General features: G+C 35.1%; 21 protein-coding genes and 1 CRISPR repeat array. Of the genes, 19 read left to right on the forward strand and 2 right to left on the reverse strand.

The features are described from left to right. The 15 genes from dnaA (at nt 1) to ELD05_RS00070 (ending at nt 16685) form a co-directional block, all read left to right on the forward strand. Nucleotides 1-1365, forward strand: coding sequence for a chromosomal replication initiator protein DnaA (gene dnaA / locus ELD05_RS00005; RefSeq protein ID WP_127350825.1), 1365 nt, complete (start codon nt 1-3; stop codon nt 1363-1365). 221 nt (nt 1366-1586) lie between these two features. Then, a complete protein-coding gene (dnaN, locus tag ELD05_RS00010) occupies nt 1587-2690 on the forward strand; it encodes a DNA polymerase III subunit beta (RefSeq protein WP_127350826.1) in 1104 nt (367 codons plus the stop codon). A 27-nt stretch (nt 2691-2717) separates the two neighbouring features. Then, complete coding sequence (gene recF / locus ELD05_RS00015; RefSeq protein WP_127350827.1) at nt 2718-3764, forward strand: DNA replication/repair protein RecF; 1047 nt, start codon at nt 2718-2720, stop codon at nt 3762-3764. Nucleotides 3765-3799: 35 nt separating this feature from the next. After that, complete coding sequence (gene remB / locus ELD05_RS00020; protein WP_127350828.1) at nt 3800-4084, forward strand: extracellular matrix regulator RemB; 285 nt, start codon at nt 3800-3802, stop codon at nt 4082-4084. 44 nt (nt 4085-4128) lie between these two features. Further along, the gene (gene gyrB / locus ELD05_RS00025; RefSeq protein WP_127350829.1) at nt 4129-6048 is read left to right on the forward strand and encodes a DNA topoisomerase (ATP-hydrolyzing) subunit B; all 1920 of its coding nucleotides are present in this window, start codon (nt 4129-4131) and stop codon (nt 6046-6048) included. A gap of 22 nt (nt 6049-6070) precedes the next feature. Continuing rightward, a complete protein-coding gene (locus tag ELD05_RS00030; protein WP_127350830.1) occupies nt 6071-6544 on the forward strand; it encodes a flavodoxin family protein in 474 nt (157 codons plus the stop codon). Between the two features lie 32 nt (nt 6545-6576). Beyond that, a complete protein-coding gene (gyrA, locus tag ELD05_RS00035; protein WP_127350831.1) occupies nt 6577-9006 on the forward strand; it encodes a DNA gyrase subunit A in 2430 nt (809 codons plus the stop codon). Nucleotides 9007-9151: 145 nt separating this feature from the next. After that, entirely contained in the window at nt 9152-9880 is a 729-nt protein-coding gene (locus tag ELD05_RS00040) for a rhomboid family intramembrane serine protease (RefSeq protein WP_127350832.1), read from the forward strand. A 27-nt stretch (nt 9881-9907) separates the two neighbouring features. After that, nucleotides 9908-10720 carry an SDH family Clp fold serine proteinase gene (locus ELD05_RS00045; RefSeq protein ID WP_127350833.1) on the forward strand — a complete coding sequence of 271 codons (813 nt, stop codon included), beginning with the start codon at nt 9908-9910 and terminating at the stop codon, nt 10718-10720. A gap of 22 nt (nt 10721-10742) precedes the next feature. Next, a complete protein-coding gene (locus ELD05_RS13900; RefSeq protein ID WP_164742547.1) occupies nt 10743-10919 on the forward strand; it encodes a hypothetical protein in 177 nt (58 codons plus the stop codon). Between the two features lie 162 nt (nt 10920-11081). Beyond that, nucleotides 11082-11845: direct repeats of the CRISPR family, unit length 30 nt; unit sequence GTTTCAATCCCCAAAGGGTAGGCTACAAAC. Nucleotides 11846-12355: 510 nt separating this feature from the next. Continuing rightward, complete coding sequence (locus ELD05_RS00050) at nt 12356-12925, forward strand: LemA family protein (RefSeq protein WP_127350834.1); 570 nt, start codon at nt 12356-12358, stop codon at nt 12923-12925. Nucleotides 12926-12997: 72 nt separating this feature from the next. After that, the gene (locus ELD05_RS00055) at nt 12998-13765 is read left to right on the forward strand and encodes a TPM domain-containing protein (protein WP_241243531.1); all 768 of its coding nucleotides are present in this window, start codon (nt 12998-13000) and stop codon (nt 13763-13765) included. Nucleotides 13766-14025: 260 nt separating this feature from the next. Further along, nucleotides 14026-14220 carry a YgaP family membrane protein gene (locus ELD05_RS00060; protein ID WP_127350836.1) on the forward strand — a complete coding sequence of 65 codons (195 nt, stop codon included), beginning with the start codon at nt 14026-14028 and terminating at the stop codon, nt 14218-14220. Between the two features lie 163 nt (nt 14221-14383). Further along, nucleotides 14384-15700: a helix-turn-helix transcriptional regulator gene (locus tag ELD05_RS00065; protein ID WP_127350837.1), complete on the forward strand. Its 1317-nt coding sequence runs from the start codon at nt 14384-14386 to the stop codon at nt 15698-15700. After that, nucleotides 15684-16685, forward strand: a complete 1002-nt coding sequence (locus ELD05_RS00070; RefSeq protein ID WP_127350838.1) for a WYL domain-containing protein — start codon at nt 15684-15686, stop codon at nt 16683-16685. The genes ELD05_RS00065 and ELD05_RS00070 overlap by 17 nt, the downstream gene beginning before the upstream one ends. Before the next feature lie 19 nt (nt 16686-16704). Here ELD05_RS00070 and ELD05_RS00075 read toward each other — a convergent pair whose 3' ends face one another. Beyond that, a complete protein-coding gene (locus tag ELD05_RS00075) occupies nt 16705-17292 on the reverse strand; it encodes a class I SAM-dependent methyltransferase (protein ID WP_127350839.1) in 588 nt (195 codons plus the stop codon). Continuing rightward, entirely contained in the window at nt 17277-19976 is a 2700-nt protein-coding gene (locus ELD05_RS00080) for a DEAD/DEAH box helicase family protein (protein WP_127350840.1), read from the reverse strand. Before ELD05_RS00080 ends, ELD05_RS00075 begins: the two co-directional genes overlap by 16 nt. A 267-nt stretch (nt 19977-20243) precedes the next feature. Here ELD05_RS00080 and ELD05_RS00085 point away from each other — a divergent pair, with 267 nt between their 5' ends. The 4 genes from ELD05_RS00085 to ELD05_RS00100 all read left to right on the forward strand — a co-directional run bounded on the left by ELD05_RS00085 (nt 20244) and on the right by ELD05_RS00100 (nt 24568). Then, a complete protein-coding gene (locus ELD05_RS00085; protein ID WP_127350841.1) occupies nt 20244-22571 on the forward strand; it encodes a UvrD-helicase domain-containing protein in 2328 nt (775 codons plus the stop codon). 57 nt (nt 22572-22628) lie between these two features. Then, a complete protein-coding gene (locus ELD05_RS00090) occupies nt 22629-22982 on the forward strand; it encodes an alpha-amylase family glycosyl hydrolase (RefSeq protein ID WP_241243532.1) in 354 nt (117 codons plus the stop codon). 75 nt (nt 22983-23057) lie between these two features. Next, complete coding sequence (locus ELD05_RS00095) at nt 23058-24275, forward strand: RNA-guided endonuclease InsQ/TnpB family protein (protein WP_127352891.1); 1218 nt, start codon at nt 23058-23060, stop codon at nt 24273-24275. 38 nt (nt 24276-24313) lie between these two features. Further along, nucleotides 24314-24568 carry an alpha-glucosidase C-terminal domain-containing protein gene (locus tag ELD05_RS00100; RefSeq protein ID WP_127350843.1) on the forward strand — a complete coding sequence of 85 codons (255 nt, stop codon included), beginning with the start codon at nt 24314-24316 and terminating at the stop codon, nt 24566-24568. The last annotated feature ends 18 nt before the right edge of the window (nt 24569-24586 follow it).

Consider the following 24586-nt stretch of genomic DNA (forward strand, 5'->3'; position numbering starts at 1 on the left):
ATGGTTGACTACGACGTTAACAAAGTATGGGAGGATATAAAGGAGGTCATTAAAAAAGAGCTAAACCCAAGCCCGACAGATATTTCATACAACACATGGGTAGAGACTCTTGTTCCAATTTGTTTTGATGAGAATGATACATTCATACTAAAGGCATTTGCAGATTTTCACAGGGAGATTGTCATAAACAGGTATTCACTTTTGATTTTAAACGCACTGAGGCAGCTTTACTCACCTCATTTGAGTTTAAAAGTAATCTTGCCGAACGAGGTCGAAAAGTACAAAAAGTACATAAAGCAAAAACAAGAAGAAAAAGTTGAAGTCACAACAACATTAAATCCCAAATACACCTTTGAAACCTTTGTAGTTGGGAACAATAATAGGCTTGCTCATGCTGCAGCCTTGGCAGTTGCAGAAACACCACCGGGAGAAAAGACATACAACCCACTTTTTATCTACGGTGGAGTTGGGCTTGGAAAAACTCATCTTATGCATGCAATTGGCCACCATGTACTAAAGCTCTATCCTGATACAAAGGTCATGTATGTGACATCAGAAATATTCACAAACGAGCTGATTGCAGCAATTCGCGATGAAAAGACTGATGAGTTTAGGATGAAATACAGAAATGTCGACGTTCTTTTGATTGACGACATCCAGTTTTTAGGTGGAAAAGAAAGGACCCAAGAAGAGTTTTTCCACACATTCAACACACTCTATGAAGCAAATAAAAAGATAATTCTGTCCTCAGACAGACCGCCAAAAGAGATAAACACATTAGAAGACAGGCTCAGATCCCGCTTTGAATGGGGACTTATAACAGACATACAACCGCCTGACTTTGAGACGCGAATTGCAATCCTGAGCAAAAAGTGCCAGCTTGAAGGAACACCAGTGCCACAGCACATTTTAGAGTTCATAGCCTCAAAGATTGAGACAAACATAAGAGAGCTCGAAGGTGCTTTAAATAAGATCTTAGCATACTCAAAGCTGATGGCACCAGACAAGGAAATCACCTTAGAGCTTGCTGAAAAGGCCCTAAAAGAGTTTATAGACACAAACACCAAAAAAGAGCTCACAATTGAAGATATTCAAGCAGAGGTTGCAGGTTATTTTAATATCAAACTGGAAGACTTTAAATCATCAAGAAGGTCTCGAAATGTAGCATTCCCACGCCAAATAGCAATGTACTTAGCAAGAGAGCTCACAAATGTATCCTTGCCTAAAATAGGGGAAGCCTTTGGCGGAAAAGACCACACAACAGTACTTCACGCTTGTGAAAAAATAAAAGAACTTATCAACAAGGATACTAACATAAGAAATACTGTGGAAAACCTAAAAAAACGACTTATCAACAGAGAATAAACAACTGTGGATAACTTATGTGTGAATTTGATTTTTCACATGTGAATTTAGTTGAAAAATACTTAAATTATCCACAATGTTGTTAAGTCTCTCAAATTCACATTTTTCAAGGACTTGCACACATTTTTAACTTATCCACAGGTATTATTAGCTACTACTACTGGTAGAGTTTTATTTAAGCCTGCGTGCAAATACCCCCAATAAAAGAGGAGGGAATAAAAATGAGATTTGTTGTGGATAAAAGCACTCTGCAAGATAATATTTCCAAGGTAATACCTGCTGCAGCATCAACAAAGGTAACATCCATTTTAGAGTGCGTATTAATTGAAGCAGAAGATGTGGTTGTATTTACCACAAACGATATGAAAATGCAAATGCAAACAGAGTTTCAGGCAGAGATTTTAGAAAGAGGAGCAGCACTTGTCAAGGCAAAGCTTCTATCTGATATTGTAAAAAAGCTTCCTTCTGGTGACGTTGAAATAATAAGAGAGGACAACGAAGTAAAAATCAGGTGTCAGAAGATAGAATTTAGGCTCCCAACTCTTGACCCACTTGACTTTCCAAAGATGGACAGAAAGCCAATTGATAGCTTTTGTGAGTTTGCAGCAAACGAGTTTGAGGACGCAATGGACAAGGTTATATTTGCAACATCTAAGGATGAGACAAGGCCTACCTTTACAGGGGTGCTTTTCGAAAGAGAAGGCGATGTTATAAACCTTGTCGGGATGGACGGGCACAGGCTCGCAATTTGCAAGTTAAAACCAATTGAAGTAGACGGCGAGTTTTCAAAGATTGTGCCAGCTGAGAACTTAGATGATATAACAAAGATAATAGACATTGAAGAAGCAGAAAAGGTAAGAGTTTCGTTCTTTGAAAATCAGGCTCTGTTTGAGATAGGCTCGACCAGCGTCATTGTAACCCTCATATCAGGTAGATTTTTTGACTATAAAAATGTCATTCCGACAGAGTATTCAACAAAGATTTCAATCTCAGCAGATGTTTTAGAGAGCACACTTGAAAGAGCATCAATTGTTTCAAAGGATGAGAAAACAAATGTCCAAGCTGTTATATTTGAGGTTTCTGGTATGATGTTCAGGGTCATGTCATATTCAACAGATGGAAGATACGAAGAAGATGTTCTTTGCGATGTTGAAGGAAAAGACATCAGAATTGGGTTTAATGTTAAATACTTTTTAGATGTTCTAAAGGTTTTAGATGGAGGAGTAGACATTTACATTACATCACTTACAAGCCCGAGCGTTGTAAAGCAGCAAGGGGATGAGGGCTACATCTATCTTGTGCTTCCTGTTAAGATGCCAGAATAAGCTTTTTTGATTTGGGGTTTTGAAAAGATGATAATAAAGAGTATTTACCTTGAAAATTTTAGAAATCATAATGAAAGGTTTTTTGAGTTCAAAGATGGAATAAATTTGATTTTAGGTAAAAACGCCTCAGGAAAGACAAACCTTCTTGAGGCTATATATTTTTGTCTTTGTGGAAAGTCTTTTAAATCAAAGGATACAAATCTCATCAGTTTCGATAGCGAATATTTTAAGCTTGAAGCAAGTGTTTTAGCAAATGACGTTGAATATGGTATATTATGCTATGTAGACAGGCTCGGTCAAAAGAGAATAATGATAAATGAGAAGAAAATAAATAGGCTATCCGAGCTTATAGAAAAATTCAAATTTGTATATTTTGAGCCAGATTCGACAGAGCTTATAAAGCAAGACCCAAAGGTGCGACGAAAGTTTTTGGACATGGAGGTTGCAAAACTATACCCTTACATGATAAAAACCTTTCAAGACTATCAAAAAGCCTTGATGAGCAGAAACGCTTTTTTGAAAAGTTATGATAAAAAGGATATAATAGATGTGTATGATATTGAGCTTTCTAAATTGGGTTGTCAGATATTAAAAAAAAGAGAAGAGATAATAAAGAGGTTGTCTGAGGCAACAAAAGAGATTTGGTACAAAGTGTTTGAAGACAAAAGCACAATTGACATCGTCTTCAGACCCTCAATTCCATCATCAAGTGAAGAAGAGTATTACAGCCAGCTTAAGAAGCAGTTTGAAAAGGATGTCCAGATGGGGTTTACAACCAAAGGTGTTCACAGAGATGATTTTGATGTTTTTATAAACGGCCAAAATGCAAAAGAATATGCCTCAGAAGGCCAAATTAAGTTTGCATGCATTGCAATCTCTCTTGCATCTGCAAAGCTTTTTGAAAAACCAGTTTTGCTTTTAGATGATATATTCTCAGAGCTTGACAGTGAAAAAAGAAAAAATGTTTTAAAGCTTTGTAAAGATTATCAAGCAATTATAACCTCTGCAGATGAGAAAGACAGTTTAGTAAAAACAGGGCTTTTGAGCCATGATATAAATCTCATTCAACTTTAAATCTTCTTTTAAAAAATCCATAGGGATGTGAAGGTATGTTCGCTCATATAGGTGAGGATTATGTTGTAAACAGTTCAGAGCTTCTTTTGATAATGAACTACGACATTTTTATGAGCTCTGAAGATAACTTGAGAATTTTGGAAAGTCTTAAAAACGAAGATAGGCTTGTTGTCATAAACGATGATTTGAAAAAGTCAATTATAATCCTTGAGATTGATGGAAGGCTGTATGCTATTGTCTCTCCTGTGTCCTCAACAACAATTGCAAAAAGGTTTTTGAATTTTAATTACTATGTAGACAACTACTTAGATGAAAGTTAAAGGTCATTTTATTTTTATTCAAAATTCTATTTTTGGAAGGTGATATGAAGTTGGCTACAACAAAAAATCCAAATCAAGAATATACTGCAAGTGAAATACAGGTTTTAGAAGGGCTTGAAGCTGTAAGAAAACGTCCTGGAATGTATATAGGTTCAACATCCCAGCGAGGTCTTCATCACTTGGTATATGAGATTGTTGACAATGCAATTGACGAGGCAATGGCAGGGTTTTGCAAAAACATTGATGTTACTATTCACAGGGACAATTCTGTAACTGTATTAGACGATGGACGAGGAATTCCTGTTGACATTCATCCAAAACTTCAAAAAAGCGGTGTTGAGGTAGTATTTACAGTACTTCACGCAGGTGGAAAGTTCAATGAAAGTGTGTATAAAGTGTCTGGCGGTCTTCATGGTGTTGGTGCATCTGTTGTTAATGCACTCTCAAGATACTTAGAGGTTGAAGTTTACAGAGACGGCAATATATATTATCAAAAGTATGAAAGAGGAAAGCCAGTTTGTGATTTAAAGGTAATTGGTCAGACACAACGGACAGGTACAAAAGTTACATTCTTGCCAGACGATGAGATATTTGAGACAATTGAGTTTGACGCAGACGTTTTGCTGCAGCGTCTTCGTGAGCTTGCGTTTTTAAACAAAGGGATAAGGATAACATTTACTGATGAGAGAGAAAAAAATCCAAAGACAATTGAGCTAAAGTACGATGGCGGTATTGCAGAGTTTGTAAAGTTTTTAAACCGAAACAAAGAGGTTTTGCACCCAGAGCCAATTTACATTGAGGGCGAGAAAAACCAAATCTTGGTTGAGGTTGCAATCCAATACACAGACCAGTTTGGTGAGAACATTTACTCATTTGCAAACAACATAGCGACAATAGACGGTGGTACACACTTAGTTGGCTTTAAAGCTGCTGTGACAAAGGCTGTGAACGAGTATGCAAAAAAATACAACTTTGTAAAAGGAGATAACCAGCTTTTGGGTGAAGACATAAGAGATGGCATGACAGCGGTTGTGTCTGTTAAGATTCACGAGCCGCAATTTGAAGGCCAGACGAAAACAAAGCTTGGAAACAGCGAGGCACGCTGGGCAGTTGAAAATTTAGTTTCTGAAAAGCTTGCAGCATTTTTAGAAGAAAATCCTGATGTGTCAAAAAAGATAATAGACAAGGCACTCTTGGCGGCAAAAGCGCGCGAAGAGGCAAAAAAGGCAAGAGAGCTTGTTATAAAAAGAAAATCTGCTTTAGACAGCTCAAACCTTCCAGGAAAACTTGCAGACTGTTCAGAAAAAGACCCTGAAAAGTGCGAGATATTCATTGTTGAGGGTGACTCTGCAGGTGGTTCTGCAAAGCAAGGACGAGATAGGCGTTATCAGGCAATCTTGCCGCTTTGGGGTAAGATGCTAAATGTCGAGAAAGCAAGCCAGGACAAGATTTATTCAAACGACAAGCTTCTTCCTTTAATTCAAGCGTTGGGGGTTGGTGTTGGAAATGACATTGACCTTAAAAAACTCAGATACCACAAGATAATTATCATGGCAGATGCTGATGTTGATGGTTCTCATATAAGGACACTGCTTTTGACATTCTTCTACAGATACATGAGACCTCTTATTGAAAATGGGCACATTTACATTGCCCAGCCACCACTTTACAAGATAACAAAAGGAAAACAGGTTCGATATGCGTATAACGACAAAGAGCTTCAGAAAATCTTGCAAGAGATGAAGGATGCCCAGGTTCAGCGATTCAAAGGTCTTGGTGAGATGAACGCAGAAGAGCTGTGGGAGACTACAATGGACCCTGCAAGGAGGATTCTTTTGAGAGTTGAGCTTGAAGATGCTGTCATGGCAGAGGAGATCTTCACAATTTTGATGGGCGAGAAGGTCGAACCGAGAAGAGAGTTTATTGAGAAAAATGCTAAGTATGTAAGGAATTTGGATATATAAAATTTGATGAGAAGGTGCAAAAATGAGATTTTTAATAGTCTTTTACTCTTTAACAGGAAACTCAAGAAAAGTGGCACAGGCATTGTCAAAGGTGTTGAGATGTGAAATTGTTGAAATTAAAGAATCTTCAAGTAGAAAGAGTATATTTGGTTTTTTGAGGTCTGGATATGAAGCAATCACAAAGAAAATAGTTCCTATTGAAGATATTGATAAAGATTTTTCAAAATATGATCATGTAATAGTGGTATCTCCTATTTGGGCTGGTAATTTGCCAAGTCCAGTAAGGAGTTTTTTAAAAAGGTATTTGGTTTTTATAAAAAATATCAGTTTTATTTTTACTCTTGCATCTGAAAAAGAAGTTGATGTTATAAATGTTTTTGAAAAAGATTTTGGCAAAAAGAGCTTATATTGTATGAGCATTTCTAAAAAGAAAATTCAATCTCAAGAATTTGAAAAAGCTGTTAACGAGTTTGCTCAGAAGATTAAAATAGAATAGTCACTTACTTTTAAAGGAGGCTTTTTAAAAGCATGGAAGAGCTGGATTTCAGGATAATTCCTGTTGAGATACAAGAAGAAATGAAACGAAGCTATATAGACTATGCAATGAGCGTAATTGTGTCCCGTGCGCTGCCAGATGTTCGCGATGGTCTAAAACCTGTTCACAGAAGAATACTTTATGCAATGAACGAGATAGGTCTTACACCTGACAAGCCTTACAGAAAGTCTGCAACAGTTGTGGGGCATGTTTTGGCTAAATACCATCCACACGGCGATGCAGCTGTGTACGAAAGCCTTGTTCGAATGGCACAGGACTTTTCCATGCGCCACCCTCTTGTTGACGGGCATGGAAATTTTGGATCGATTGACGGTGACCCACCTGCTGCTATGCGTTACACAGAAGCGCGTATGAGCAGAATTGCGGTGGAGATGCTTCGTGATATTGAAAAAGAAACAGTCGATTTTATGCCAAACTTTGATGAGTCTGCAAAAGAGCCAAAGGTTTTGCCATCGCGTTTCCCAAACCTTTTGGTAAATGGCAGCCAAGGTATTGCAGTTGGTATGGCAACAAACATTCCACCGCACAACTTGGCAGAAGTTGTAGATGCAATTGTGTACATGCTTGACCATCCAGATGCTACCTTAGATGACATTATGAAGATAATTAAAGGGCCTGATTTTCCAACAGGTGGATTTATAATCGGCAAAAAGGGGATAAAAGAGGCATATTCAACTGGTAAGGGCAAGATTGTGGTGCGTGCAAAGACTACGATTGAGCAGACATCTAAGGGAAGACAGAGAATAGTTGTAACAGAGCTTCCTTACATGGTAAACAAGGCACGACTTATCGAAAAGATTGCTGAGCTTGTGCGGGACAAGAAGATTGAAGGAATTTCAGATATAAGAGATGAGACTGACAAAGAGGGCTTGAGGATTGTAATTGAGATAAAGAAGGATGCCGATGCAAATGTTGTGCTAAAACAGCTTTACAAGAACACCCAACTGCAAGACACATTTGGAATAATAATGCTTGCGCTTGTTGACAATCAGCCAAAGGTCCTGACTCTTTTGGATATGCTAAACTACTACATTGAACATCAAAAGGATGTAATTGTAAGGCGAACAAAATATGACCTCAAAAAAGCTGAAGAAAGGGCTCACATCTTAGAAGGGCTCAAAAAAGCACTTGACCACATAGATGAGATTATCTCAATCATTCGTTCATCAAGGACAGTAAATGAGGCAAAGGAAAGGCTAATTGAAAGATTTGAATTTACAGAGGTCCAAGCGCAGGCAATACTTGACATGAGACTGCAACGCCTCACTGGCCTTGAGAGACAAAAGATTGAAGAAGAGCTTGCGGAGCTTCTTAAGATGATTGAGTACTACAAAAACGTGCTTGCAAACGAGGCAATGGTAAAAGAGATTATCAAAAAAGAGATTTTAGAGATAAAAGAAAAGTACAAGGATGAGAGAAGGACAAAGATAATTCAAGATGAACAAGAAGATTTTGAAGAAGAAGAACTTATCCAAGAACAAGACACAGTAATTACACTTACACACTTTGGATACATCAAAAGACTTCCACTTGACACATACAAGAGCCAGAAAAGAGGCGGCAAGGGCATAACAGGAATCTCAACAAGAGAAGAGGACTTTGTTGAAGAGGTATTTGTCACAACAACTCATCACTACATCTTGTTCTTTACAGACAAAGGAAAAGTGTATAAGCTCAGAGCATATGAAGTGCCAGAGGCATCAAGACAGGCAAAAGGCACGGCAATTGTCAATCTCATTCAGATTGGCAAAGATGAAAAAATCACAGCTTGCATGACTGTGAAGGACTTCAAAGAAGGCTTCTTGATGATGTGCACCAAAAACGGAACAATCAAAAAGGTGCTTTTGAGCGAGTTTGAAAATACAACAAAGGCAGGCAAAAAAGCAATAACTTTGTCTGAGGATGACTGCCTGATTGATGTAAAACTCACATCTGGCAATGACGAGATTGTTCTTGTTTCAAGCGGAGGGTATTGTGTTGTTTTCAATGAAAATGATGTAAGAGTTATGGGAAGGTCAGCCCAAGGCGTCAAGGGTATGACCCTTGAAGATGGCGACTTTGTTGTTGGAATGGAAAAGGTAAGCGATGGCAAGTACCTTTTGTGCGTAACAGAAAACGGTTTTGGAAAAAGAAGCGATATTGAGGAGTACAGGAAAACAAAACGCGGCGCAAAAGGAGTTTTGACATACAAGGTCACAGAAAAGACGGGCAGAATTGTTGATATTAAGATGGTAAATGACAATGATGAGATAATGCTGTGCTCAACAGATGGAGTGTTTATTAGGCTTGAAATAGATCAGGTGCCAATTCAAGGAAGGTCAACCCAAGGTGTTAAACTCATGCGAATAGACGGCGATAGCATAAAGGTGTCGTCAATTGCAAGGGTTAGAGAGGAAGAATAATAAAAAGGGTGGCTGTCAGAGTTTTAGGTAAGTTTTTTAAGATGGCAGCCAATTTTTTTTTATTGTGAGGGGTATAAATAATTATAGATGTGGAAATAAAAAAAAGGAATTATTTTTATAAACCTCTGTGAAAGGAGAAAAGTATATGATACCTTTAAAAGACACAATTCCAAGCAGGGAAAAACCTTTTGTGACCTGGACAATTATATTGGTAAATGTTTTTGTATTCTTGTACCAGGTATCACTGCCTCAAGCCAAGGCAGAGGAGTTTGTGTTCAGATATGGATTTATTCCAGAAAGGTTTACCTACTATCTTCAACATGGACTTTTGTTTGCAGTCACAGCTTCAGTCGGTTCAATTCTAACATCTATGTTTTTGCACGCAAGCTGGATGCACCTGATTTCCAACATGTGGAGCCTATGGCTTTTTGGCGACAATGTGGAGGACAGAGTAGGGCACTTTAGGTTTTTGATATTCTACATTTTGAGTGGAATTGTAGCATCACTTACTCACTGGTTTTTCAATGCAACATCTTCCATTCCAACAGTTGGGGCATCAGGTGCAATCTCTGGTGTAATGGGTGCATATTTTTTGATGTTCCCACTGTCAAGAATTGTAACTTTAATTCCAATTGGGTTTATTCCACTTTTTATTGAGATTCCAGCAATCATTTTCCTTGGATTTTGGTTTTTGTCACAGGTCTCATCTGGGATATTAGAACTATTTGGACCTGTATTTGGAAGCGGCATTGCATGGTGGGCCCATATAGGGGGATTCTTATTTGGTATGCTTACTATCAATATGTTTAAGAAAAAATATAGAAGATACAACAACTTCTTTGACGATGAGATTTTCTATTACAGATACTTTTAATAATAGACTACTAAAGGAGGAACGAGTATGAGTTTTTGGGATATATTAATACTGTATCTAATTATTACATCTATTCAGCCTGTGATGAAGCAAAGGATGATTGAATCTGCAAGGCAAAAGATGATTGCAAAGATAGAGAAAAAAAGAGGCTCAAGAGTTATTTTGCTTGTCCACAGGCAAGAAACAATGAGTTTTTTAGGCTTTCCCATCTATAAATATATTGACATAAACGACTCAGAAGAGGTAATTCGAGCAATCTCAATGACAGACCCCTCTGTGCCACTTGATATTATCCTTCACACACCAGGTGGCCTGGTTTTAGCATCCCTTCAGATTGCAAGAGCCATAAAGCGCCATAAAGGCAAGGTCACAGTCCATGTTCCTCACCATGCAATGTCAGGTGGGACGCTGATTGCTTTGGCAGCAGATGAGATAGTCATGGCTCCAGATGCGGTTTTAGGACCTGTTGATCCACAAATTGGTGAGTTTCCAGCAGTTTCGATTCTGGAAGTTGTGAAGCAAAAGCCAATGACAGAGATAGATGATAGAACATTGATTTTAGCTGATGTTGCTAAAAAGGCTATAAGACAGACAAAGGATGCAGTTTTAGAGCTTTTGAGCGGAAACTACCCAGACGATGTTGCAGAGAACATCGCAAAAGAGCTTGTTGAAGGTAAGTGGACGCACGACTATCCAATCACCTATGAAAAGGCAAAAGAGCTTGGATTAAAGGTAAGGTGTGATATAGACAAAGAAATTCAGCAGCTCATGAGCCTATATCCTCAGCCTGTTGTGAAAAGGTCATCTGTTGAGTATTTGTGGTATCCAAAGGGGAAGTAAAAGCTCATATAAGTAAGTATTTTTGGTTGCAGACCAGGTAAACATCATGGCTTACAGCAACAGAGCTGAGTATATAATCTCAATTTTCCACAATGAGGTCAACCTTGCAAAGGTATTTGGGAAGAAACTGGTTATTTCTGTTGAAACAGGACCCACTTCTGAAGGCGATTATGTAACATTTTACCAAGAAGAATATTAATACATGATGAATGAGTTGCAAGAGTTTGTAAGCTACTTTAAAACAGTGGAGCAAATTTGGGCATAGCGATACATTTATTTGGTCAATCTTTTGAGATAACAAAGCAATCAAGAGGAGAAAAAACAAAAAAGCTGGTACATCACGTACCAGCTTTTTTTACTAATTTCAATCCCCAAAGGGTAGGCTACAAACTACAGCTACTATGATAACGGGAACTTAACGACTTGGTTTCAATCCCCAAAGGGTAGGCTACAAACAATGCTGGATTCAGACCAGCACTATTGGAGAAAAGACGTTTCAATCCCCAAAGGGTAGGCTACAAACTTTCCTTGTAGTATTTCTTCCTATCTGCCATAAGGTGTTTCAATCCCCAAAGGGTAGGCTACAAACCAATATGTATCACCAATATTTACCCATAAAGTACCGTTTCAATCCCCAAAGGGTAGGCTACAAACAGAAATAAAGGAATTGTTTTTATTACAATACGAAAAGTTTCAATCCCCAAAGGGTAGGCTACAAACCATTAGTTAAAGAACTTTTAGATGAAAATGAAATATGTTTCAATCCCCAAAGGGTAGGCTACAAACTCTGTAATTGCAGTATTTATTTGTATTGCATAATTTTGTTTCAATCCCCAAAGGGTAGGCTACAAACCTAAGCTGCATACCACTCTTCAGCTGCTCGCTCAGCGGTTTCAATCCCCAAAGGGTAGGCTACAAACTGGTGAGAAGATGAAGCTGACGATGGATTTCTTTGTAGGTTTCAATCCCCAAAGGGTAGGCTACAAACGGGCGGTGGGAACCGCTCTATTTTTTTTGAAAGGGGTGTGTTTCAATCCCCAAAGGGTAGGCTACAAACTTACGAAAATGTAATACAAATTTTGTGCAAGTTGCTCAGTTTCAATCCCCAAAGGGTAGGCTACAAACACGTTAGAAAGCTTAGTTTTATTATATCAACTTTATGCAAAGGTGTCAATGTTTTTATTTTAGTACACCATATCAAAATGCCACTCAAATAAGAAGTACCAAGGTTTCGATCCCCATAAAACCCTTCCGTCTATCCAGCTGTTGCCAGCAATCCAGACGAACCCTTACCACATCTTGATGAAACCGTATACAAATCAAACCTCAAAAATTTTGCACTGGAGATCGACGGAAGTGACTTTTAGTCAAAGTAAATATATATTCATATCTTTTTGAATAAAATTGATTTGGACCAATAATGTTAAAAAGTAAAAAACCTTAAGAGATGAAATTAAAAATATTCGATTAATCGAGGATATAAAGCCTTATGTGAGCTCTTAGAGGTTCTTTTAATGAATGCTAAAATCTGCTCACTTGTATCTTTTTGTTTATTGATAGAATATAATAATTTTCTGGGTATATATAGATATGTTGAACAAAATAAAAATCAATGAAAGGAGAGAACAAAATAAAGTGAAAAGAAAAAGTCGCGTACTTATAATCATCTTAGTAGCAATAGCTTTTGTTTTGCTCTATCTTTTTTCAGTATACAACAGCCTTGTTAAAGCTGAAGAAAACGTAAAAAGTAAGTGGAGTCAGGTGGAGAATCAGCTTCAAAGAAGAGCAGATTTAATTCCTAACCTTGTAAACACAGTAAAAGGTTATGCAAAGCATGAAAAGGATATCTTCGAAAAGCTTGCAGAAGCAAGGTCAAAACTGATAAACTCTTCAACAGTTGAGGACAAAGTAAAAGCAAATGAAGAGCTTTCTAATGCACTTTCAAGGCTTTTGGCGATAGTTGAAAACTACCCTGACCTCAAAGCTGACCAAACCTTTATTACACTTATGGATGAGCTATCTGGCACAGAAAACAGAATAGCTGTTGCAAGAAAAGACTACAACGATGCGGTAAGAAGCTATAACACAAAGATAAAAGTCTTCCCGAATGTAATTATTGCGCGCATGTTTGGATTTGAAGAAAAACCATATTTCAAAGCGGAAGCAGAGGCTCAAAAAGTTCCCACAGTTGATTTTTCAAAGTAAAAAGGTGGAGAGGTAGAAATGCTAAACACACTTAAAGCCAGAAAAAATTTTTATTTAGCCTTTATATTCTTAATGCTTTTTTTGCTCATTGTATTTTTGCCGCTATATAGCTTAGCAAGTATTCCGCAAAAGCCAGCTGAAAATAGCTATGTCTTTGACTATGCAAACCTCATAGATGATTCCGACGAAGATCAGATGAGAGCTTTGGCAAAGAAAATAGAGGATAGCACATCTGCAGAGATTGTAGTTGTTACTGTTGAAACTTTGGGAAACTACACGATAGAGGAATATGCTCTAAACCTTTTTAGAAAATGGGGAATTGGGAACAAAGAAAAAGACAATGGCGTTTTGATTTTAGTGAATAAAGAAAACCTTCTTGCAAATAAAAAAGGAAAGATAAGAATAGAAGTTGGTTATGGCTTAGAAGGTGCAATCCCAGATGGCAAGGCAGGGAGAATTTTAGACACATATGCAATTCCAGCGTTTGAGAACAAAGAATACTCAAGAGGGATAAAGGATACATTCTATGCAGTTGCAAGTGAGGTCGCAAAGGAGTATAACCTGAATTTAGATGAACTTCAAGGGTACGGCGATGCACAAACAATAGATAATAACTCTACAGCTGAAGATGACAGTGAACTGAAACTTCCAGATGCAATAGCAATTATAGTCTTTGTAATAATTTTTGTTTTTATCTCTTTAAAATCCCGTAGAAAAGGCAGCTGGTGGTACAGAGGTCCATGGGATGGTTTTGGCGGTGGCTTTGGCGGCGGTTCATCTGGTGGTGGCTTTGGCGGTTTTGGTGGTGGCTCTTCTGGCGGTGGCGGTGCAAGCAGGTAAATCTTATTACTCCAGTACCGCCTTTTTGTTTACATGAGGCAAAGGAGACAAACCCAAAAAGTGCTTTAAAGGCTTTGCAAACTTCAGATACAAATGGTGTTGTTACTTCCTGAAAATTGGCGAACAATACTTTGATTTGTGCCAAGCTGATAATACCGCTTTGTGGTTTTGTTATGTTATAAAAAGTTATAAAAGTTTGTGACAGAATTAAAATATGTGGGTATAAAAACTATATAAAAATATTTTTAGGAGAAGTATAAATGAAAAACGTTGGACCTATTGACAAGGCTATAAGAATAATTCTTGGGCTTGTTTTGTTGAGCTTACTTTTCATAGTAAAAAGCAACGCAAAATACTTTGGCTTGATAGGAATAATTCCACTTATCACAGGATTTATAGGATATTGTCCGCTTTATAGCATCTTTGGCATAAATACATTAAAGAAGAAAAGATAAATTAAAAAGCAAAGCTTTACAACCAGAAAGCAGGCGAGGTTCTATTGAGAATCTTTAGCCTGCTTTTAATTTTTGGTATAATATTATCAATATAACAAGGAATTTTCTCTACCCGCAGCGGAAAACTCATAAAGAAAGAAAACTTATAAAGGGGCAGTACACTATGCCAGAGTTCAATCCTTTTATAAATGACTTTAACAAGCTTAGGAACTTTTCAAGGCTTGTGTATTTGTATGGATGTTATTCACGAGAAGACGCTGAGCTTTTTAAGATAGGTAAAAGAACATTTGATGAAGAGCTCAGGCGTATGAGAGTGTTTTTAAAAGAAGATGAATATCTATCGGTCGAAAGAGATGGCAAAAAGGTTTTGCCATGTATAGTTGAAGACTTTTTCAAAGAGGTAGAAAATCCGCTTATCAATATATATTTTTCAAAAACATCAACTCCGCTTCAAACAACATTGTTTTTCAAGATTCTTCAGATTTTGAATTCTTCAAAAAACAAAAGAGCAACTACAAATGAGATTGTTGATAAGATATACTTTGCACTTGATGAAAGAACAAAAGATAAAGCTATTGATTCAAGTATAAAAAGAACATTGAAAGAGATGCAAAGTATAGGGGTTATAAAATTTCTAAAAAAAGAAAAAGTTTATGTCTTGTCAAATACAATCGAAAGGCTTTTTTCAGGGTTTTCAAAAGATGAGGTAAAAAACATCTACCTATCGGTTTTATTTTTTATAAACACAAATGTACCAAATGTTCCGGGGTGGTTTTTAAAAGAGAGCTTGGAAAAATATCTTTTGAAAAATGGTGAAGAAGAGTTTGTAAAAGAAGCAAATCAACTATTTTGGTTTACATATGTGCCTCATCATTATGTTTTAGATGAAGAGCTTGTGTGGAGATTTTGGCAGGCAGCCTCAAGTGGCAGAAAAATAAAAATTTGGTACTATCCAAGAAGCAAAAATGAAAGAAAAGAGTATACTTGTATTCCACTCAGAATCATTTACGATGTAAAACTTGGCAGATGGTATTTTATTGTGCTTTTTGAAAAGGCAATAAATACCCTTCCTGCTTCAAGGGTAGAAAAAATAGAAATTTTAGATGAGACATTTGACAAAAACATTTTCAAAGAATACTGGAAAGTTATAGAAAAGTGTTTTTTTGTGTCTGTTCCACTCAAAAAGACAGGGTTTAAAAAAATAAAGCTAAGGTTCATCCTCGATGATAAAGAGGCCAGCTTTAACTTTGTATTAAACAGGGTAAAAAGAGAGCTGAAAGATGCAAAAATAGATATAGTAAGCCAAAATGAATTTGTTGTTGAGTATGAACTTAGTAACCTAAAAGAATTCAAACCATGGCTTAGAAGCTTTTCACACAGGGTTGTTGTTGAAGATGGCAGCGAAGACTCAAGTAAGCTCAGACAAGAGATTATAGAAGAGTGGAAGGAGATTTTGAGAAACTATGGAGATATTCAGTAGCATAAAAAGCACATTTTACAAGGCGTTAGAAGAGATTATCAACACAGCTTACGAAAATGGCGGAATTACCCGAAGAGGTGTGCAAGAGATTTTACAAAAGTACAATTGTAATTTTCCAAGCTTAGAGAGAAGAGTTTTAGACAAAAATGAGGAAGAGAATAAAAACCTATATCTTCTAAAAAAAGAAGATGACTCTCAGCAGTTAACTTTAAGAATTGATGCGCCAATTGAGCCTTATGCTACAGACATAGAACTTATGTGGTTAAAATTCATGCTATCCAGCCGCTATGTGCATCTTTTTTTGGAAGATGAAACAATTGAAAAGATAAAAAAGCTAAAAGTGAATAACAATTTTCTGTTTGACCCAGAAATTTTGCTTCCTAAAAACTACTCGAAAGTGGTAAAAAGAGAGTGGGTAAGGGAGATTGGCAAGAAACTCAGAATTTTAATTCATGCAGCTTTAGAAAAAAAAGCTATAAACTACACTTACATAACAAGAAGTGGTTATCAATTTAAAGAAACAGGGATTCCTGTAAAGATTCAATACTCTCTCAAAGATGATTTGCTCTATGCAATTATTTACTCTATAACTTCTCACAGCTTTGCAAAATGCGTTGTTCAAAATCTGCATGATATTAGCTTAACCTCTGAAAAGGTTGACATGACGGAAATTTCAAAAGAGTATGAAGAATTTTTAAAAAAATCTTCAGCACCAGAGCCAATTGTCCTTGAGGTTATGAACACAAGAAACGCTTTAGAAAGAGCATTTTGTCTTTTTTCATCGTTCAAAAAATCAGCAAGGTTTTTGAGAGAGAAGAACAAACACCAACTTACAATCTATTACTACACATTTGAAGAAGCAGAAGTTTTGTCAAGGATTTTGTATTTAGGAAAGGACGTTGTTGTAATATCACCTGAGAGGATAAGGAATGAGATAATTTCAAGAGTGAAAAAAGCTCTTGAGAGGTATGAGGAGAAGGTGTGAGAGATAAGAGCCCTTCTCCTTATTTCTTTTTTAATATAACATTCAACCATTTTTCATTCTCTCTTCCTTTTCTAACGTCATTGGTGGTTTTCATCTCAAGTAGTTCAAAGTAAGGATGGTTTTTCAAAAGAGCCATAAAAGAGCTTTCATCGTAATTATTAAAAAATCGGCCATTACGGAATTCTTCGGTATTTCCATATTTATATGATGAATAGAAAATGCCGTTTTTCTTAAGTGCCAAATATATTTTTCTGAAGATTAAATCTATTTTGCTCCTTGGTACATGCAAAAGCGAGGCACATGCCCAAACTCCATCAAATTCTTCAAAAAAGTCAAGTTGTTCAAATGTCATGTGAAAAGTTTGTTTCCCTGTGTACTGAGTAGAAAGTTTTACCATTTCAAGTGAACCATCTATTGCAACTGTGTCATACCCATTTTGTAAAAAATATTTAGTATCTCTTCCAGAACCGCAACCTAAGTCAAGAATTTTTGATCCTTTGGGAAGGTATTTTAAAAACAATTCATATAATTCTTTCATATCTGCATTTTTTGTGTTTTCAAAGAATTCAATTGCATTTTCATCATAATATCTTATTGTTGGGTCCATTTTTCATATCTCTCCCTATAATATCGTTTTATTCTAAAGTCAATTGCATCTTTAAAGTGCATAAGAAAATATTCATTATTTATAAAATCAGCAAGTTTGTCATTTATGCAAAAATAGTCTCCATCCCAATAGAAAAATTCAGGATGAGAACTTATTAAATATTTTTCAGGATTATTCCTTGATAACTTAATATATTCTTCTTTCTGCCAATCCTTATAATTGCGAGTGCTTTTGTGAACTTCTAAATCAATTGCATTTGAAGGATTAGAGAAGAATTCTTTGAAAGCCTCATAAATATCGTCAGGTCCAACTTTCAATTTTATGTTACCATTATTGTAGAACGCAAGAAGCAAGGGCATTTTATAAATCTTTGTCATCATTGTATTCTCAACTACTTTAATAAATTGATGTGCAAATGTATTAAATAAAGATTCTTCTCCTTCTTCTAATTGATTGTTAATTTTCAAAAAAGATATATAATCTTTAAACACGTTTATAAAAGGGTCAGAATATTTTTTCATACTTGCATATATAGCAGTATCAATATATTTAAAAAATTCAACACGGCTTGGGCGTTTCCCAAGCATTTCTTTTATTCTCAAAAACTCTTCATAGACAATTTCTTGAATATTCTTAAGACTTTCAGCTTGTTTTTTGAATATATCAATAATTCTGAAATCAAAATCCACAACACAACCATCAGGATACTCAAAATCATCAACAGAGTATTTACTCTTTTTAATCTTTTCAATATCATATTCACCAGTGCTCAATAGAAATGGTATTAAGTTAGCACGTTTATAGTTTCCTATAAAATTTAATACTGTTAAATAATTCTTATTTTTAGCTTTTCTCAAGCCACGGCCCAGCTGCTGTAAAAAAACTGTAGGTGACTCTGTTGGTCTTAAAAACATAACCATGTCAATTTCAGGGATATCAACACCTTCATTGAACATATCCACAGTAAAAATAACCTTTATTTGGCCATTTTTGAGCTTTCTTATTGCCTCACTTCTTTGCAGGGCATTTTTTCCTTGTTCTCCACTATACACTGCGCAGCATTTAACACCATTTTTATTAAAATAATCAGCCATAAATTCAGCGTGATTGCGAGAGCAACAAAAAGCCAAAGTCTTTTGCTTATTGAATTTTAAATAGTTTTTCAGTATCAAGTCTGCTCTTTTGTGTATCATCAGGACTTTTTCAAGTTCATCTTCTTTAAACTTTCCATTAATTTCTGGAATTTGAGAAAAATCTGTTTCATCATATATTCCATAATAATGAAAAGGCACGAGATAACCTTTGTTTATTGCATCTTTGAGCCTTAATTCATAAACAACATTGTAGTTGCAAAGTTCAAAAACATCTTTGTTATCCAACCTTTCAGGCGTTGCTGTGAGGCCCAAGAGAAATTTTGGCTTGAAATAGTTTATAATATTTTGATAACTTTTTGCAACTGCATGATGAAATTCGTCAATTATTATGTATTCAAAATAATCAGACGAAAAATATGTTGGATTTAAATATTCCTCTTTTCCAAGAGTTTGAACAGAGGCAAAAATTATATCTTTGTCAGTTTCCTTTCTATCACCGGTGAAAAAACCAATTGTTGCATTTGATCTGATAGTCTTAAAAGATAAGGCAGCTTGTCTCAAAATTTCTTCTCTGTGGGCAACAAATAGCACTGTTTTAAATCCAATTGAATCAAATGCAGCTAAAAAGGTTTTGCCAATACCTGTTGCTGCAACAACAAGTGCTCTGTCCAATCCCTCTTCACGACATTTTTTGAGCCAATACAATGCTTCTGTTTGAGCCTCTCTTGGATAAAGAGGTACAATTTTCCTTGAGTTTGGTTTTTTATGCTGAGTTTTTGATTGTTCAGTATCATCTTTTTCAGCAAATGTGGATTTATCATATTCAAGAACTTCTTCGGCTACCATGGAAATGTCTTTTGAGGATGTTGAATCTATGTCCTCAGCTGAATTGTCAGTATTTTCAACCTCAGCTTGAATTTCTTTAATTTCTATGAAAATCTTAGGTCTTTTCCAGCTGCGACTGTACTTTCTCAAAAGCTCATCATCGATTTTTTCTGTACAGCTTTTTAGAATTTTGAAGAACTCTTTTTTAAATTGTTCGAAATCCTTCGGATTTGTAGTTTTCTCAATTCTATAATTCCACTCAATCCCATATGTCAACGCTGATTCTGATAAATTTGATGAGCCGATGAATATATCTCCTTTTCCGCCTTCGTATTCGATAATGTATGCTTTGGGATGGAAAGGAATATTGTCATCTTTGAAAAATCTCAAGTCCACATAACTGCCAAGTCTGTCTTTGATAAGATAAAGAGCAGAAGGTTGAGTTATATTCAAATATCGACCAGTTACAATTCTTATGGGACAATTTCTTTTTTTTGCTTCTATTAAATCTTCAATAATTAGCCTTACACCTGATTCTAACAAAAAAGATACAATCATATTTATCTCAACAGCTTTTGAAAATGCCTTTTTCAGCTCTTCAAGGAAATTTTCATTTGCGCCGCAAAAACACTTTTGAATATCTATTCCGTGTTTTGAGAGTAATTGGTTATAAATATTTTCCAGATCTTTATATATCTCTGCGACATCTTCAATTGAAATTTTTGTTAAATGTTCTTGAATTGCTTTCAGCCTCTCTGAGTTCATCTGTATCACCTTATATTATTTATTAATTCGTCTATTTTCAATAAAATTATGCTTCGTGATTACTAAAAAACATTGGATGAGAACACAATTTTAGAAAAATATCTTAAAGGAATTTTAACATAAAATTAAGCAATCCTAAAGATCTGTTTTTAATGTTTCAGTCAAACTTATAATCTTTCCCTATTAAAATGTATGTTGACAATACATGCCAAGTAAATTAATATTTATTTAAAGTTAAACAATTTCTTGGTAGAAGGTGACAACTAAATGGCTAACAATTTACAAAACGACATAATTTACGAAGAAGAGAAGAACCAATTAAAAAAGGTAGTGAAATATATTGATGAAAAAATAGAAAATAGAAAAAAAACAATAGACAAATTAGAAGAAGATTTAATTACATATCATTCACGATCAGCAGACGAAATTGAAGATTACATTGCTAACAGAAAAAAAATTAAAAGGATAAACGAAGAGATTTTGAAATTGTTAGAGCAAAGGTATATGCCATACTTTGCAAGAGTAGATTTGGAAAAATCTCATGATAGTAAAAAAAGTATTGATGTTGTTTATATTGGCAAAAGTGCTTTGTTGGATAATAAAGGCAATCTTATAGTGAGTGATTGGAGAAGTGATATAGCAAAGACCTATTATCAAAACACAGAAATTGAGTTTAAGATAAATGATATTTGGTATTTAGTTTTGTTAAGAAGAAGTTTTGATATAAAAAACGGTGAGCTTATAAGTTACAAAAACGAGTTTGTATATGATGATTCTCTTCCTTCAAAGTATGACCAGTTGTTAGATCCATTTTTAGTTCAACTTATTAAGGAGAAAAGAACAGAGGGCAAATTCACTGATATTATAAGAACAATTCAAAGAAAACAGATTGAGATAATTTATGAAAAATATGACCAAAATATAATTGTTCAAGGATATGCAGGCTCAGGCAAGACAATGATTTTGTTACATCGGCTTTCTTACCTTTTGTACAATAACAAAAATATAAACCCTCACAGCATCTGGATAATTACACCAAATAACATTTTTAATAAACAAATCAAAGATTTAGCTCATGAATTGGAACTGGATTTGGTGAATAAAGGAACAATAGTTGACTATTATTTAGAAAAGTTAGACAATTACGGATTCAAATTTGTTGAAAATATAAGAGCAAGGAGAAAAAATGAAGACGAATATATAAAAACAGTAGAAGCATATTTGGGTGATGAAGACTCACTTCCAAAAGAAATGTTAGACTATTGTTATAGTGATGAATGCCTTGAAGAACTAAAAAATGCTTACAAACAATGGGTGAGGGGTATAAAAAACTATCTTGAAAATATAGGGTATAGAGAATTAATGCAAAAGAATAACATCAAAGTTGGAAATTACAGATTTTTTGATGAGGCTCTAAGAGAAATTTTAACCAATGTTAACTGGTTGATAGGAGAAAATGAAATTATTAATGAAAAAATAGAAGATGTAAAAGGATACATAGAAAATGTTGAAAATCTAATAGCCCAAACAAATAAAGAAATTCAGGAAATAGAAATAATAGCTAATAAACTGAAGAATAAAGAAAATATAAGTGAGGAAATAGTTAAAAAATATGGTTTAAAGGACAGGGAAAATATAAATACTCAGCTTTTGGTGTTAAAAAACAAATTAATTAAATTAAAAAAGAGACTAAAACTTTATCAACAGAAACTAGTTGAATATCAAACTGAGTTAGATAATCTAACTCAAAGAATGCTAAGTAAAGAGATTATTTATAAATTGGTTAAATTAAAACGTTTGATTCCAGAGTATGAAATTAAAGATAACAAAATTTATAAAGATAATTTTTTAACTAAGGTTTACAAACCTTTAAGAGAAAAGATCTTTTTGAGATTTGGTCAAAAACTTACGAAAAACATCTTTTACAAATTTGATTTGTACCTTATTTTAAACCTTTGCTGTGAGCATTTTGGTTTGCCTAATAAGCAGGAAAAATTAATTTTTATTGATGAGGGGCAGGATATTACTTTAAATGAATATAAGCTGTTTATAAAATTGAATGACAATAGAGCAGTGTTCAATATTTACGGTGATTTGTTACAATCGATTTTAAAGAGTGGTTTAGGTGACTGGGAAGAACTGAAGAATATTTTGAATGCAAAATATTATGAACTTATAGAAAATTATAGAAACTCCAATGAAATAGCCTGCTTTTGCAATGACAAATTCAATATTTCAATGCAGCCAATTGGAATTAATTCTTTTGCCGTCAAAGAGTTTACTTTGGAGAACATAAATATTCTAGAGTTTCAAAAGACTATAAATGAATTTGACGAAAATGGCTTGAGAGCTATTGTAGTAAAGGATTACTATCCTGAGCTTATGGAAAAAATATTTAAATTGTTTCCAAAAGGAGAAATAAACAAAGTATCAGAGTCAAAAAGGTTGTTTCTTAGAAAATTCAACTTATTTGATATAAAGCTGGCGAAAGGATTAGAGTTTAGGCAATGTATTGTCTTTACTCAAGGTATGACGAACAATGAAAAATATGTTGCATTCACACGAGCTATGGATCATTTGATAATTGTGAATTAGAATTTAAACTCATAATGAAAAAAATTGTATAATCTCTACATATAAATTTTAAAAATTTTGGAACTAAAAAATTCAAAAAATAAAGGTATAATACAATGCAAACAATATCATTTAAAAGGAGAAACAAATTACTATAAAATTGATCCTGATTATGGCACAGAAAAAGATTTTCAAAACTTCCTTGGAAAGACTCATAAAATGGGTTTTAAAGTTATACTTGACATGATGATGAATCACACACCAAGTCAGCATCCTTGGTTTATTGAGGCTTCGACTAACAAGAACAGTAAATATAGAAACTACTATATATGGGCAGATTCTAAAACAAATATAAATCAATTATCTGCGTTCGGGCCAAGACAGTGGTACAAAAAAGGTGATTCTTATTACTATGCTTTATCAAAAAATTAAGCAAGAAGACTCCATCTTCTACAAGATGGAGATGAATTGCTAAAAATATGTTATAATATTCCTCAGGTGATTAAAATGTACAAAACGCAGAAAAATCATATAAGATGTGATAAACAAACATACAGACTGCTACGTCAGCTTTGCCACCTTTCAAAAAACCTGTACAACTATGGTCTGTATCATATAAGGCAACACTACTTTAAAACTCAGGAATATCTGAGATATGAGAGTGTATATCATCTTGTGAAAGGCAGCGAAAACTACAGACTTTTGCCATCGCAGGTTGCCCAGCAAACACTTATTTCAGTGAGTGAAGCTTTTAAGTCTTTTCGGGGTCTTTTGAAATCTAAAAAAGAAGGGAAGGTAGAAGAAAAAGTTTCAATGCCCAAATACCTGCCGAAGGATGGGATGTATCAGATAGTTTTTCCGAAGGACCAGTTCAAGACAGAAGGGAAAAAAGTACGATTGAGTCTTGGCAGGGGTTTTGCAAAAGAGTTTGGTGTAAGGTACTTGTATTTTGAGCTACCGAAAACTGTTTTGGGCAAAAAGCTCAAAGAGGTCAGGATAGTGCCAAGGCTGGGTGGCAAATGGTTTGAGATTGAGTATGTGTATGAAGAAGAATATAAGCTTAATACTTTTGATTTGAGCAGGTATTTAGGGGTAGACTTAGGGCTTGACAATTTTGCAGCGGTGGTTGATACCATCGGGACTGCCTTTTTGATAGAGGGCAGGTTTTTAAAATCAGTCAACCGATGGTACAACAAACAAAGGGCAAGACTTCAGTCAATCTACAGCAGGCAGGGGATAAAATGTGGCAGAAAACTTGCTCAGATTTCTCTTAAAAGGCAACATATAATTGACAACTTTTTGAATCAAGCCGTAAGTTTGATAATCAAGCACTGTTTGAACAATCAAGTATCTGCAGTAGTTGTTGGCAAGATGAAAGGTATAAAGCAGGGGATAGAGCTCGGGGTTGTAAACAATCAAAATTTTGTGGGAATACCATATGACAAGTTCAAGAGGAAGCTAAAATCAAAGTGCATGTATTATGGTATAAGGTATGTGGAAGTGGATGAGAGCTATACATCACAAAGATGTAGCAGGTGTGGGCAGGTTAGCAAAAGTAGCAGGAAATACAGGGGATTGTATGTATGCAAAAAGTGTGGGTATGTAGTAAATGCGGATATAAATGGAGCGATAAACATACTTGCAAAAGTAGCTGGTGAGTCTGTGGTGAAGCAGATAACCAGTAGTGGGTGTGTGAACCACCCTGTGAGAATAAGGGTAGCTTAACTGCTGCCAAACTTCTTGCGAAGCCTCCACCTCTTTAGGTGGACGGTAGTTCACTAAGAGGTGATTTCAAATTAATTCAAACAAACGAATCAATTTTTGCATTTGTCATAACATATGGGAATGATAGTATACTTATAGTGCTGAATCTTTCAGATAAGCCTGTATCGGGCAATATACCAATTTATGCAAAAGGATTGAAGGGAAACTTAATAAAAGGGTTTGGAGATTTTTCTTTGAAAGGTTCAAATTTGAAATATAACATAAAATCTCCTTCTTTTGTGATTATAGATTAGGTGGTATTTAAAAGTTCA

It is taken from the genome of Caldicellulosiruptor changbaiensis (assembly GCF_003999255.1).
Classification (GTDB): Bacteria; Bacillota; Thermoanaerobacteria; order Caldicellulosiruptorales; family Caldicellulosiruptoraceae; genus Caldicellulosiruptor; species Caldicellulosiruptor changbaiensis.